Source organism: Pseudomonas sp. P2S-1 (assembly GCF_057197725.1).
The window spans coordinates 2,168,584-2,181,340 of record NZ_CM170068.1; the positions used below are offsets into that span (position 1 = coordinate 2,168,584).

Annotated in this window: 11 protein-coding genes and 1 tRNA gene; 10 read left to right on the forward strand and 2 right to left on the reverse strand. The window is 62.9% G+C overall.

Annotated features, from left to right (window positions below):
• The first annotated feature begins 54 nt into the window (after positions 1-54).
• The 3 genes from AC2CQI_RS09545 to AC2CQI_RS09555 all read left to right on the forward strand — a co-directional run bounded on the left by AC2CQI_RS09545 (position 55) and on the right by AC2CQI_RS09555 (position 2,009).
• Positions 55-918: a BrxR family helix-turn-helix transcriptional regulator gene (locus tag AC2CQI_RS09545; protein ID WP_484579999.1), complete on the forward strand. Its 864-nt coding sequence runs from the start codon at positions 55-57 to the stop codon at positions 916-918.
• A gap of 4 nt (positions 919-922) precedes the next feature.
• Positions 923-1,171, forward strand: coding sequence for a hypothetical protein (locus AC2CQI_RS09550; RefSeq protein ID WP_484580000.1), 249 nt, complete (start codon positions 923-925; stop codon positions 1,169-1,171).
• 79 nt (positions 1,172-1,250) lie between these two features.
• Positions 1,251-2,009: a hypothetical protein gene (locus AC2CQI_RS09555; protein ID WP_484580001.1), complete on the forward strand. Its 759-nt coding sequence runs from the start codon at positions 1,251-1,253 to the stop codon at positions 2,007-2,009.
• A 517-nt stretch (positions 2,010-2,526) separates the two neighbouring features.
• Here AC2CQI_RS09555 and AC2CQI_RS09560 read toward each other — a convergent pair.
• Positions 2,527-2,614: transfer RNA gene (locus AC2CQI_RS09560), tRNA-Ser, on the reverse strand.
• A gap of 125 nt (positions 2,615-2,739) precedes the next feature.
• Here AC2CQI_RS09560 and AC2CQI_RS09565 point away from each other — a divergent pair.
• Positions 2,740-3,411 (forward strand): Bax inhibitor-1/YccA family protein, encoded by a 672-nt coding sequence (locus tag AC2CQI_RS09565; protein ID WP_075804094.1) that lies wholly within the window; start codon positions 2,740-2,742, stop codon positions 3,409-3,411.
• A 142-nt stretch (positions 3,412-3,553) separates the two neighbouring features.
• Here the strand turns inward: AC2CQI_RS09565 and AC2CQI_RS09570 are convergent, their stop codons facing one another.
• The gene (locus AC2CQI_RS09570; protein ID WP_484580002.1) at positions 3,554-4,936 is read right to left on the reverse strand and encodes an aminotransferase-like domain-containing protein; all 1,383 of its coding nucleotides are present in this window, start codon (positions 4,934-4,936) and stop codon (positions 3,554-3,556) included.
• Between the two features lie 151 nt (positions 4,937-5,087).
• Here AC2CQI_RS09570 and AC2CQI_RS09575 point away from each other — a divergent pair, with 151 nt between their 5' ends.
• From AC2CQI_RS09575 to mrdA, 6 genes are all read left to right on the forward strand, one after another.
• Positions 5,088-6,374 (forward strand): hydroxymethylglutaryl-CoA reductase, degradative, encoded by a 1,287-nt coding sequence (locus AC2CQI_RS09575; protein ID WP_075804027.1) that lies wholly within the window; start codon positions 5,088-5,090, stop codon positions 6,372-6,374.
• A complete protein-coding gene (locus AC2CQI_RS09580; RefSeq protein WP_484580003.1) occupies positions 6,371-7,279 on the forward strand; it encodes a hydroxymethylglutaryl-CoA lyase in 909 nt (302 codons plus the stop codon). Before AC2CQI_RS09575 ends, AC2CQI_RS09580 begins: the two co-directional genes overlap by 4 nt.
• Positions 7,280-7,381: 102 nt before the next feature.
• Positions 7,382-7,834, forward strand: a complete 453-nt coding sequence (locus tag AC2CQI_RS09585; protein ID WP_484580004.1) for a hypothetical protein — start codon at positions 7,382-7,384, stop codon at positions 7,832-7,834.
• Positions 7,834-9,216, forward strand: a complete 1,383-nt coding sequence (locus tag AC2CQI_RS09590; RefSeq protein WP_484580005.1) for a tripartite tricarboxylate transporter permease — start codon at positions 7,834-7,836, stop codon at positions 9,214-9,216. The genes AC2CQI_RS09585 and AC2CQI_RS09590 overlap by 1 nt, the downstream gene beginning before the upstream one ends.
• Positions 9,217-9,293: 77 nt before the next feature.
• Positions 9,294-10,544 carry an OprD family porin gene (locus AC2CQI_RS09595; protein ID WP_484580006.1) on the forward strand — a complete coding sequence of 417 codons (1,251 nt, stop codon included), beginning with the start codon at positions 9,294-9,296 and terminating at the stop codon, positions 10,542-10,544.
• Positions 10,545-10,738: 194 nt separating this feature from the next.
• Positions 10,739-12,616, forward strand: a complete 1,878-nt coding sequence (gene mrdA, locus AC2CQI_RS09600) for a penicillin-binding protein 2 (protein ID WP_484580007.1) — start codon at positions 10,739-10,741, stop codon at positions 12,614-12,616.
• The last annotated feature ends 141 nt before the right edge of the window (positions 12,617-12,757 follow it).

Consider the following 12,757-nt stretch of genomic DNA (forward strand, 5'->3'; position numbering starts at 1 on the left):
TCTAGATTTTATGCGAATATTTTTTATACCCACCAATCGTCAGGCTGATCTTCCATGACTGCTACCGCTACTCGCACAGGTCGCTGGGGCCAGGAACGCCGCCTCGAATTCATTGACTTTCGACTGCTCTGGGAGGGCAGGCTAAATCGTTCCGACCTGACCGGTTTTTTCGGAATTTCTGTACCACAGGCTTCCCTGGATTTTTCGGCTTACCAAGAGCTCGCTCCGGAAAATATGGCCTACGATCGTACGCTTAAGGCGTATGTGGCCGGCCCCAACTTCAAGCCCGTGCTCACGAACCCTGATCCTGGGCATTATCTAAATGAGCTGCTGCAACGCGGCATCGGGAATATCGCGCCTTCAGACAGTTTCATCGGCTGGGCGCCCCCCGTTGCAAGCCTACCCTCCCCCACAAGACAGGTGGATCAGCAGATTCTGATCAAGCTGATCCGAGCGATCCAGATGGGTGAAGCCGTTGAGGTCGACTACAGATCAATGACCAATTTTGATTCTCCGGAGCTGCGCACGATTTTTCCCACGACGTTCGCACACGACGGCTTCCGATGGCATACCCGCGCTTACTGCTTCCGATCCGAAAAATTCAAGGATTTCGTACTGGGTCGCATCACCGCTTTGCATGCGTCGAAGACGGCACCCACCAAGGTGCCCCAGGACGTGGAGTGGGAAACCTTTGTCGACGTGGTCATCGGCCCAAACCCGAGCTATCCGCCTGAAAAACGTAAAGCGATCGAGCACGACTACCAGATGTTGAACGGTGAAGCCTACCTTCGTGCCCGTGAACCTCAACTGTATTACCTGAAGCGCAGGCTCAATTTGGACGTGAAGCCTGGCGAAACAGTGGGTGAGCATCAGCAGATTGTGATGCTCCGTATTGAAAAAGTTGTCATGGAGTCATGAGCAGATGAGTGAAGCATCCGCAGCTGAGCCAAGAAGGGATTACACGATCCTCATTATTTTCTACCTGCTGGCTCCTCTGGTTTTTGCAACCTATTCCATCGCCTCCAGGGCCCTGGACTTGCTACCTCAGCCCTACGCACCCTTAAAGGTGCCCCTGATGTGCGGCGCTATAGCCTACGTGGGCGGAGCACTGTATTGCTACCGCTCGATTTACCTTAATAAATGCGCTTACGAGCGCTGGGATTCTGATTGACAGGCTGCATCAGCTTCTCATTAAAACAAGCTAGAGCACCAAATAAAATCAAGGCAATCACAACACAATAGAGCCGAACATGGACTTATTCAAAAACTTTGACACCTACAGCCTGAAAGCGAGAGTTTTCCCAGCAATCATTGCCGGACTGCCGACACTAACCTTATTATTTATTATAATACCATGGGACCACTTGGGCATTTCTCAAGCAATTGCCACAGCAATGAGCTTGATTTTGGTTTATGCATTTTCTGATTGGGCTCGACACCTAGGTAAGAACATACAAAAAAAACTAGGTTCAGGAGAAACTCCTGAACAATGGCATAGAGATAATACTGACGTCCCCGAAGCTTACAAAAAGGGATTTCGAAAATTAATTGCTGAGCATCTCGAGCAAAAAGCCCCATCCGCAGCCGAAGAACAAAAAAACCCAACTAAAGCAAATGATTTTTATCGAGCCGCGAACGCGTGGCTTCGCGAGCGCACACGTGACACAGCCAAGTTCTCGATGCTCTTCAACGAAAATATAACTTATGGATTCCGCAGAAACCTGCTGGGCCTAAAGCCGGTCGCCGTAATATGCAACTTTCTGGTTTTTATCTTTTGCATCAATATCCTATACTTTCGCCCCGCATACTTTGATACCCTCCCTCGCCTGGACGAGAAGCTAATCATTGCAATCACGGCTGTAGTATTCCACACGGCATATATGATCATCGCCGTCAACAAAAAATCAGTCCGGGATGCTTCGCGGGCGTATGGGCGACAGCTCATTCTTAGCTGCGGCGCACTAGCTGACTCAAAAGACAGAGCTAAAGGACAAGAAAAAAACAAATAAAATAGAGCTTCATAAAATCGGACCTGCCCCTGCTTAATTTCACTGTTTAGAGCAGACCGCATTAGTACTTACCTGCTGTCTGACTGCTCAAAGACTATAACGTCCAACATAGTAGCGATAGCGATGCGGGTTTCGTCCTCGCAACTGAGCCCAATGGTTGGACGCTGCCACGTGCGTCGGCCACATTGCCAGGGGCATACTGCTGTGCTCGGTCTGCACGCTGACGGGCTGGGTGTAAAGGCGAGAACAGCGGTCCAGATGTCGCAGATGGAAGGGCAAATCGCGGACCAAATACATGGCCCGAGCCACGGAACGCTGCCTCTTGCACCTCGTGGACAACCCTTGGAGTCAACTTCGCCCACCACCAAACGCTTCGTCATGCTCCGAAGTCGTTCGCGGGACTATCAATCCACCGTAGACCTGGGGAAGCCGTACTAACAATGGGGGACCAGATGGGGGAACCAAAGCGTCTAAACACAAAAAAGCCCCGAAAAATCAGGGCTTTGATGAAAATTAGTGGCGGAAGCGTAGAGATTCGAACTCTAGGATAGTTGCCCATCGACGGTTTTCAAGACCGTTGCCTTAAACCACTCGGCCACGCTTCCACTTTGTCATGCGGGCGCCATCATACCGAAATGAAACACGCTGTCAAACTCTCTACGTGGCTGCTTTCCAAGGGTCTGATATGATCTTTGCAACTCAACGTTTCAAACCCCACAGGAGTGTCGCCATGCGCGAACAGGATTATGCCGTCCACCACGGCCTGCAGGCCGATCAGCAGGAAGTCAGCAAGGTCCTGCGCAACACCTACGGCCTGCTGGCCCTGACCCTGGCGTTCAGCGCCGTCATGGCCTATGTCGCGCAGCAGATGCGCGTCGGCTACCCGAACATCTTCGTCGTGCTGATCGGTTTCTACGGTCTGTTCTTCCTCACCGCCAAGCTGCGTGATTCGGTCTGGGGCCTGGTCTCCACCTTCGCCCTGACCGGCTTCATGGGCTTCCTGCTTGGCCCGATCCTCAACCGCTACCTGGGCATGGCCGGTGGCGCCGAGGTCATCAGCTCGGCCTTCGCCATGACCGCGCTGGTCTTCGGTGGCCTGTCGGCCTACGTGCTGATCACCCGCAAGGACATGAGCTTCCTCAGCGGCTTCATCACCGCTGGCTTCTTCGTCCTGCTGGGCGCGGTGGTCGCGAGCTTCTTCTTCCAGATCAGCGGCCTGCAACTGGCGATCAGCGCCGGCTTCGTACTGTTCTCGTCGGTCTGCATCCTCTTCCAGACCAGCCAGATCATCCACGGCGGCGAGCGCAACTACATCATGGCGACCATCAGCCTGTATGTATCGATCTACAACCTGTTCGTCAGCCTGCTGCAACTGTTCGGCATCATGAGCTCGGACGACTGATCCAGGTGCTGAATTGAAAAAGCCCGCTTCGGCGGGCTTTTTCATGCCTGTGAATAGACGATCCTGGATTTGCGGAATTGCGGTGGTGAATTCACTACTGCAATCGCTGGCAAGCCAGCTCCCACAAGGTCCGCGTCGCACTTCAGACCTGCTCTCCCCGCCCCCGAATACACTCCGCAAACACCGCCTCCCGCAAATACGCCACATTCAACCGCGTCCACGGCGTCACCCCCTTCTGATCCGTCTGGAAAATCGCCCCCGGCGCCAGCATCACCCCCCTGCCCTGCACTTCCCGGGTCAACTGCGCCGTGTCCTCGATCCCCGGAAACCGCGCCCACAAATACAGACTCTGCTGCGGCCGGCAGAACACCTCCGCTCCCAGCTCATCCAGCACCTGCAACCCACCTTCCGTGGCCTCCCGCACCCGATCCTGCAACCGCATCAAATGCCGCAGGAAATGCCCTTCGCCAAGAATCACATCCGCCGTCCGCTCGCACAGCTCCGAGCAACTGGTGTGCAGCATCATCTGCAGATCCGCCAGCTCGTCGATGATGTCCTTGCTGCCGGCGATATACCCCACCCGCAACGCCGCCGACACCGACTTGGAAAAACTGCCGATGTACAGCGAACGCCGCAACTGATCCAGCGCCGCGACCTTGAGCGCGGAGCTGGGCTTGAAGTCGGCCAGGGCATCGTCCTCCACCAGCAGCAGGTCATGCCGCTCGGCCAGTTGCAGCAGGCGATGGGCCTTGGCCGGGGAAATATCCGAACCCGTGGGGTTGTGGCAGACCGACTGGACGAAGAACAACCGCGGCCGCTCCCGCTGCAACAGCGCTTCGAGGGCATCCATGTCCGGCCCGTCAGGCAGGCGCGGGACACTGAGCATCCGCGCGCCCTGCATCTGCAACTTGCCGAACAACGGGTAGTAACCCGGGTTCTCCACCAGCACCGCATCCCCCGGCACCACGAAGCGGCGGATGATCAGGTCCAGCGCATGGTTGGCGCCGTGGGTGGTGACGATCTGCCGCGGCGTGGCGCTGATCGCATAACTGGCCAGCTTGCGCACCAGGCTCTGGCGCAAGGCCGGGTTGCCCAGGCGGTTGCCGTAGCGGAACAGGTTGCCGGCACCACTGCGCATCACCTGCCGGGTGAACTTGTCCAGACGCATGTCCTGCAGCCATGAGACCGGTGCGAAACCTTCGCCCAGCGGCGCCACCCCCGGCTCGCGGACGAACTGCTGGCGCATCATCCAGATGGTGTCCATGGCCCGGGTGTAGGGCGGCGTTTCGTCCGCTTCCGCCGCCTGCACCAGCACGCCGACGAAGAAGCCCTGCCCGTGCCGCGCCTCCACCAGCCCCTTGGAGGCGAGGATTTCGTAGGCGGTGATCACGGTGTTCTTCGAGTGTCCGTGCAGGCGCATGTATTCGCGCAGCGACGACAGACGGTCGCCGGCCTTGAGCACCCCGGCACGGATCTGCTGCTCCACCGAATCGGCGACCTGCTGGGCAAGGGTGACACGGACCATCGGCACGCTCCTGGGCTGTCATGGGTACAGTCTGGGTACTGTTGGGCAAAACTGTACCTTTATCCAAGGGCACAGTGGCTGCACATTTAGCACCACGCCGGCGCCGCGCTCAAGCCGTCGCCCCAACAACAATGACTCCACAGGAGCCCCCATGAGCCTCGACTCCCGCCTGCCCGATTTCCGCAACCTGTCCCCCGCTGCCCGTCTCGACCATATCGGCCGCCTGCTCGGCCTGAGCGGCGATGACGTCGCCCTGCTGGCCGACGCCGGCGCCCTGCCGATGGAGATCGCCAACGGCATGATCGAAAACGTCATCGGCAAGTTCGAACTGCCCTTCGCCGTGGCCAGCAATTTCCAGGTCAATGGCCGCGATGTGCTGGTGCCGCTGGTGGTGGAAGAACCCTCGATCGTCGCCGCCGCCTCCTACATGGCCAAGCTGGCCCGGGCCAACGGCGGTTTCGTAACCTCCAGCAGCGCCCCGCTGATGCGCGCCCAGGTACAGATCGTCGGTGTCGCCGATCCGCTCAATGCGCGCCTGAGCCTGCTGCGGCGCAAGGACGAGATCATCGAGCTGGCCAACCGCAAGGACCAGTTGCTCAACCGCCTCGGCGGCGGCTGCCGCGATATCGAGGTGCACACCTTCGCCGACACCCCGCGCGGCCCGATGCTGGTGGCCCACCTGATCGTCGATGTGCGCGATGCCATGGGCGCCAACACCGTCAACACCATGGCCGAGGCCGTGGCGCCGCTGATGGAGGAGATCACCGGCGGCAAGGTGCGCCTGCGCATCCTCTCCAACCTGGCCGACCTGCGCCTGGCCCGGGCCCAGGTGCGGATCACCCCGGAGCAACTGAAGTCCGCCGAGTTCAGCGGCGAAGCGGTGATCGAGGGCATTCTCGATGCCTACTCCTTCGCCGCCGTCGATCCCTACCGCGCCGCGACCCATAACAAAGGCATCATGAACGGCATCGACCCGCTGATCGTCGCCACCGGCAACGACTGGCGCGCCGTCGAAGCGGGTGCCCACGCCTACGCCTGCCGCAGCGGCCACTACGGTTCGCTGACCACCTGGGAAAAGGACGGCAACGGCCATCTGGTCGGCACCCTGGAAATGCCGATGCCGGTTGGCCTGGTCGGCGGCGCGACCAAGACCCATCCGCTGGCGCAACTGTCGCTGCGCATCCTCGGGGTCAAGACTGCCCAGGACCTGGCCGAGATCGCCGTGGCCGTGGGCCTGGCGCAGAACCTCGGGGCGATGCGCGCCCTCGCCACCGAAGGCATCCAGCGCGGCCACATGGCCCTGCACGCGCGCAACATCGCCGTAGTGGCCGGTGCCCGTGGCGACGAGGTGGACTGGGTCGCCCGCCAGCTGGTGCAGGACCACGACGTGCGCGCCGACCGCGCCGTCGAGTTGCTGAAACAGAAACGCGGCGAATGACCATGCAGGTCAGGATCTTCGAGGTCGGCCCGCGGGATGGCCTGCAGAACGAACCCCGGCACCTGTCAGTGGACACCCGCCTGGCCCTGATCGGCAAACTGGCCGCCACCGGCCTGCGGCATATCGAGGGCGGCGCCTTCGTGTCGCCGCGCTGGGTGCCGCAGATGGCTGATAGCGAGGCGGTGTTCCAGCGCCTGCCGCAGGACGACGGGGTGAACTACGCAGCCCTGGTGCCCAACGGCCAGGGCCTCGACGCCGCACTGCGCGCTGGCTGCCGGGAGGTGGCGGTGTTCGCCGCCGCCTCCGAGGCGTTCTCGCGCAATAACATCAACTGCTCCATCGACGAGAGCTTCGAGCGCTTCACCCCGGTGCTGCAAACCGCCAAAGCGGCGGGTGTCCGGGTGCGCGGCTATGTATCCTGCGTGCTCGGCTGCCCGTTCAGCGGTGCAGTGGAGCCAGAAGCCGTGGCAGCGGTAGCGCGCCGGTTGCATGCACTGGGCTGCTACGAGATCAGCCTGGGCGACACCATCGGCGCAGGCCGCCCGGACGAGACCGCCCGCCTGATCGAGCACTGCGCCCGTGACGTGCCGGTCGAAGCCCTGGCCGGGCATTTCCATGACACCTGGGGCATGGCCATCGCCAATGTCCAGGCCGCGCTGTCACAGGGTGTACGCACCTTCGACAGCTCGGTTGCCGGCCTCGGCGGCTGTCCCTACTCCCCCGGCGCCAGCGGCAACGTGGCGACCGAGGATGTGCTCTATCTGCTGCACGGCATGGGCTTCGAGACCGGCGTGGACCTGGACGCAGTGGCCCGGGTCGGCACCTGGATCAGCGCGGAGCTGGGTGTCGCCAACCGCTCCCGCGCCGGCCTGGCCCTGGCGGCAGGGAGCGCAGAACACCGCTGAACCCGACCCTGGCTCCCGAACAAAAACAACAAGCCCGCAAGGGCAGGAGAATTCCGATGACACTTGAATGCCGCCTGCACCCCCGCCCCACGGAGGTGGACCATGGCTGACGACAACCTCTACGAAGTCTGGGGCGACACCGTGGACAGCCGCCACCTGGTCGCCTCAATCGCCATCGGCGCCGCCTGCAGCCTGGGCATCTTCTTCCTCGCCGAGCACCTGCTGACCGGCTGGGTCGAATCCAGCCAGATGGCCCGCGCCTACGCCATGCTTCTCGGGATCCTCGGCTCGCTGCTGGGCGGCGGCGTCAGCGCCTGCCTGTTCAAGCCCAAGCGCCATGTGGTGGAACACGTCGCCGACCCGGCCTGGCGCCAGCAGGTGATCGAAGAGCTGCGCAGCGAATACGGCGGCATCGGCCAACTCTCCGATCTGCCGCCGGAAGTCCGCGCCGAGCTGCGCGAACTGGGCCTGGAGCAACTGTTCGATGAGGCCGAACCCGCCAGCACTACCCGCACCGTCACCACCACCCCAGCCCTGAAGGGAGGTACCGCCTGATGGAAGCCCTGTTCGACCAGATCCTGATCGCCGCCCTGATGGGCGTGATCGGCGCCGTGGTGTTTTCCGCCATCGGCCTGATCTCCGGCAGCGACGAGACCACCACCCTGGCCCCGCTGACCCTGCTGGTGGTGCTGCTCGGCGTTCCTGCCGCCGGGGTTTTCACCTTCTTCCTCGCCGGCGCCGTGGCCAAGCACATGACCCACGCCGTACCCACCGCCCTGCTCGGCATCCCCGGCGACACCATGGCCACGCCGCTGATGCGCGAGGCGAACTTCCTGCGCAACCTCGGCGTGCCGCATATCGCCCTGCGCAAGATGATCTCCGGGGCGGTGATCGCTGCATTGGTGGCGGTACCGCTGGCGGTGCTGTTCGCCGTGCTGCTGGCGCCGTTCGGCGACGGGATCAAGCAGGCGGCGCCCTGGGTGTTCCTCGCTGCGGCAACGACCATCGCGTATTTTTCCGCCGGTCGCTGGGCCTCGGTGCTGGCGCTGCTGCCGTTCGTGCTGGTGATCATCGCCCTGCAGACCTTCACCGGCCAGCACGGGGTCAAGCTCAGCGTCAGCTACTTCCTCGGTATCGCCATCGGCCCGCTGATCGCCGCGCTGTTCGCCATGCTCGCCCCGGCCGAGCGGGCGCGGATGAAGCGCAGCGAACCACGGACCTTCTCGCTGTCGCCGGACGTGAAGAGTTGGGGCGGCTGGTTCCCCAACCCGCTGAAGGTCCTCGACCGCCGCCAGGCCGGCTGGACCCTGGCCACCGCCACGGTGTCCAGCGCCACCTTCGTGTTCAGCCCGGTGGCGATGACCGTGATCCTCGGCGAAGTGGTCGGGGCGCGCATCAAGCACGCCTATCACCGCCTGACCTCGGTGATCAGCGTGCGCAACGGGGTGACCGAATCCACCTATATCGCCGAGGCGCTGATCCCGCTGATCGCCTTCGGCCTGCCGCTCAGCCCGGTGGCTGCCGGCCCGGCCGCGCCGCTGTTCAACGCCCCGCCACGCTTTACCGTGGACAGCGCCACCGGCCAGGTGAACAACCTGCACAACCTGCTCAGCGCCAGTGAGTTCCTGGCCTTCGGCATGCTCGCGGTGGTGATCGCCATCCTCATCGCCTACCCGTTCTCGATGAACTTCGCCCACCGCGCCGCCTCGTTCGTGTCACGGCGCATCAGCCACGAGGCGGTGATCGCCACCTTCGTCGGCCTGATCCTGGTGATCGGCCTGTGGGAAGGCGGTCTGCTGGGCCTGCTGGTGATCCTCACCATCGGCCTGCTGGGCGGCTTCCTGCAGCGCTTCATCGGCTTCAATATCGGCGTGCAATTCATGGGGTACTACACCGCCGTGCTCAGCGTACCGGCCATCGTCGCCCTGCTCGCCTGACCTGACCCTTCACCTTTTCCCACGCAGCCTGCGGCGGCTGCGTGGTTTCACTCGCCCGCAAGAAAGGAACAACAACAATGAATATCCTTTGCTCCCCACGCCGTCTCCCGGCGGCCTGCGCCTGCCTGCTGTTCGGCGCCAGCGCTGCCCAGGCCGCCGGTTTCGTCGAAGACGCCAAGGCCGGCCTGACCCTGCGCAACTTCTATATCAACCGCAATTTCGTCGATCCGGCGTATCCGCAAGGCAAGGCCGAGGAATGGACCCAGAGTTTCATCCTCGACGCCCGCTCGGGGTTCACCGAGGGTACGGTGGGCTTCGGCGTGGATGTGCTGGGGCTGTATTCGCTGAAGCTCGACGGCGGGCGTGGCACGGCCAACACGCAACTGCTGCCGGTGCATGACGACGGGCGTCCGGCGGATGATTTCGGGCGTCTCGGGGTCGCCGGGAAAGCACGGTTTTCCGCGACCGAGCTGAAGGTCGGCGAATGGTCGCCCATGCTCCCGGTGCTGCGCTCGGACGATGGCCGCTCGCTGCCGCAGACCTTCCAGGGCGCCCAGGTCACCTCCCGGGAGATCACCGACCTGACCCTCTACGGCGCGCGCTTCCGGGGCAACAGCCCGCGCAACGACGCGAGCATGGACGATATGTTCATGTCCGGCCGCCCCGGCGCTACCTCGGACCGCCTGGATATCCTCGGTGGCGAGTACCTGTTCAACGACAAGGCAACCCTGGTCGGCGTCTGGCATTCGGACCTGCAGGACATCTACCAGCAGCAGTACTACAACCTGACCCACCGCCAGGCCGTGGGCACCTGGACCCTGGGTGCCAACCTCGGCTACTTCACCGGCAAGGACAGCGGCCGCTCGCTGGCCGGCGACATGGACAACCGCACCGCCTCGCTAATGCTCTCGGCGCGCACCGGTGGGCACACTTTCTATCTGGGCCTGCAGAAGGTCAGCGGCGACACCGGGTGGATGCGGGTCAATGGTACGGCGGGCACCAGCCTGGCCAACGACAGCTACAACTCCAGCTATGACAATGCCCATGAGCGCTCATGGCAGGTGCGCTATGACCATGATTTCGCGGTGGACGGGTTGCCGGGGCTGCAGTTCATGACGCGCTATATCAGTGGGGATCAGGTGCAGGTCGGTAGCGTGAAGGATGGCAAGGAATGGGGGCGCGAGAGCGAACTGGCGTACACGATCCAGAGCGGGGCGCTGCGCGACCTGACGCTGATGTGGCGCAGTTCGACCTTGCGGCGGGATTTCAGCAGCAATGAGTTCGATGAGCATCGGGTGATCGTGAGCTATCCACTTTCTCTGCTCTGACAGCCAACCTGGGTTGTTGCTGATGGCCTCATCGCTGGCAAGCCAGCTCCCACAGGGTCCGTGTGGGCTTGCCAGCGATGAGGCCAGATCAGACAACCCCGCCCTTCATGAATCCACATGAACAAGTCTTCATATTCGCCCCTGAACGCGCTGGTAACGCGTAGCATCGCCCGCCCGCTGCCCGAAACACGTCCATGCCACAGCCCATCCCCCTCAAGGACCACGAAAAGGAACAGCACCTGGTCAACCGCCGGCTGGTCGCCTGCGCCATCCTGGTCCTGACCCTGGTCGCCGTGCTCGTGGGTCGCCTGTATGTCCTGCAGGTGCTGCAGCACGACCAGCAGACCGCCGTCTCGGAAAACAACCGGGTCCACGTCCTGCCCATCCCGCCCGAGCGCGGGCTGATCTACGACCGCAACGGCGTGGTCCTGGCCGACAACAAGCCCAGCTTCGACCTGACCATGACCCGCGAGCGCGCCGGCGATTCGGCGGCGACCCTGGACACCCTGGCCCAGGTCCTGGGCCTCGGCGAAGACGACCGCCGCCAGTTCGACAAGGACCTGCGCCGCGGCCGCAAACCCTTCGAGCCGGTGACCCTGATGGTCGGCCTGAGCGAAGAACAGATCGCCCTGATCGCGGTGAACCAGTTCCGCCTGCCCGGCCTAGACGTCGAGCCGCAGTTCATCCGCGAATACCCGCTGGCCGAGCATTTCGCCCATTCCGTGGGCTACGTCGGGCGGATCAACGAGAAGGAAGCCAAGGTCCTCGACAGCACCCAGTACCGCGGGACCCAGTCGATCGGCAAGACCGGGATCGAGCGCTTCTACGAGAACGAACTGCACGGCCAGGTCGGCTACGAGGAAGTCGAGACCAACGCCCAGGGCCGGGTGATGCGCGTGCTCAACCACAAGGACCCGGTGCCCGGGAAAAACATCGTCCTGAGCATCGACTCGCATCTGCAACTGGCCGCCGAGCACGCCCTGGGCGATCGCCGTGGCTCGGTGGTGGTGCTCGACCCGGCCAATGGCGACGTACTGGCGATGGTCAGCAACCCGAGCTTTGATCCCAACCTGTTCGTCAAGGGCATCAGCTTCAAGCAGTACGCCGCCCTGCGCGACTCCATCGACCGACCGCTGTTCAACCGCGTGCTGCGCGGGCTGTATGCGCCCGGCTCGACGATCAAGCCGGAAGTGGCCATCGCCGGCCTCGACAGCGGTGCGACCACCCCCGGCAGCAGGGTCTTCGACCCGGGCTACTACGAGCTGCCCAACTACGACCACAAATACCGCAACTGGAACCGCAGCGGCGATGGCTGGGTGGACATGTACACGGCGATCATGCGTTCCAACGACACCTACTTCTACGACCTGGCGCACAAGCTGGGCATCGACCGCCTGCACGACTACATGGCGCGTTTCGGCCTGGGCGAGAAGGTCTCGCTGGACATGTTCGAGGAGGCGCCGGGGCTGATGCCGTCACAACAGTGGAAACGTGCGACCCGCCGCCAGGCCTGGTTCCCCGGCGAGACGCTGATCCTCGGCATCGGCCAGGGCTACATGCAGGTCACCCCGCTGCAACTGGCCCAGGCCACCAGCCTGCTGGCCAGCAAGGGCAAGTGGCACCGCCCGCACCTGGCCATGAGCGTGGGTGGCGTCGAGCCCGTCGATCCGAACCCCATGCCGGACATCGTGCTGCACGACAGCCACGCCTGGGACCAGGTCAACCAGGGCATGCAGATGGTCATGCACGACCCCCGCGGCATCGCCCGCGCCGCAGCGGCCGGCGCCCAGTACCGCATCGCCGGCAAGAGCGGCACGGCCCAGGTGGTGGCGATCAAGCAGGGCGAGCGCTACAACCGCAACAAGACCCTCGAGCGGCACCGCGACAACGCCCTGTTCGTCGGCTTCGCCCCCGCCGACCACCCCAGCGTGGTGGTGGCGGTGATGATCGAGAACGGCGAGGCCGGTGGCCGGGTGGCCGGGCCGGTGGTGCGTGAAGTGATGGATGCCTACCTGCTGGACGACCAGGGGCACCTGAAAGCGCAGTATGCAGGTATCGCCCAGGCCAGGTGATCCCTAGGGAAGCTTGCCGTAGACACTGGTCGCGGTCAGCACCCGCTGCGCACCCCGTCGATCACTCCTTCCTTGACGTCGGTCCGGCGCAGCTCCCGGCTTGCCAGATCCTTCATATATCCCAGGGCACGGGTGAGCGCC

Bases quoted from the DNA above. Each gene is read 5' to 3' on its own strand.
- AC2CQI_RS09545 (WP_484579999.1), top strand. From the start codon at position 55: ATGACTGCTACCGCTACTCGCACAGGTCGCTGGGGCCAGGAACGCCGC.
- AC2CQI_RS09550 (WP_484580000.1), top strand. From the start codon at position 923: ATGAGTGAAGCATCCGCAGCTGAGCCAAGAAGGGATTACACGATCCTC.
- AC2CQI_RS09555 (WP_484580001.1), top strand. From the start codon at position 1,251: ATGGACTTATTCAAAAACTTTGACACCTACAGCCTGAAAGCGAGAGTT.
- AC2CQI_RS09565 (WP_075804094.1), top strand. From the start codon at position 2,740: ATGCGCGAACAGGATTATGCCGTCCACCACGGCCTGCAGGCCGATCAG.
- AC2CQI_RS09570 (WP_484580002.1), bottom strand. From the start codon at position 4,936: ATGGTCCGTGTCACCCTTGCCCAGCAGGTCGCCGATTCGGTGGAGCAG.
- AC2CQI_RS09575 (WP_075804027.1), top strand. From the start codon at position 5,088: ATGAGCCTCGACTCCCGCCTGCCCGATTTCCGCAACCTGTCCCCCGCT.
- AC2CQI_RS09580 (WP_484580003.1), top strand. From the start codon at position 6,371: ATGACCATGCAGGTCAGGATCTTCGAGGTCGGCCCGCGGGATGGCCTG.
- AC2CQI_RS09585 (WP_484580004.1), top strand. From the start codon at position 7,382: ATGGCTGACGACAACCTCTACGAAGTCTGGGGCGACACCGTGGACAGC.
- AC2CQI_RS09590 (WP_484580005.1), top strand. From the start codon at position 7,834: ATGGAAGCCCTGTTCGACCAGATCCTGATCGCCGCCCTGATGGGCGTG.
- AC2CQI_RS09595 (WP_484580006.1), top strand. From the start codon at position 9,294: ATGAATATCCTTTGCTCCCCACGCCGTCTCCCGGCGGCCTGCGCCTGC.
- mrdA (WP_484580007.1), top strand. From the start codon at position 10,739: ATGCCACAGCCCATCCCCCTCAAGGACCACGAAAAGGAACAGCACCTG.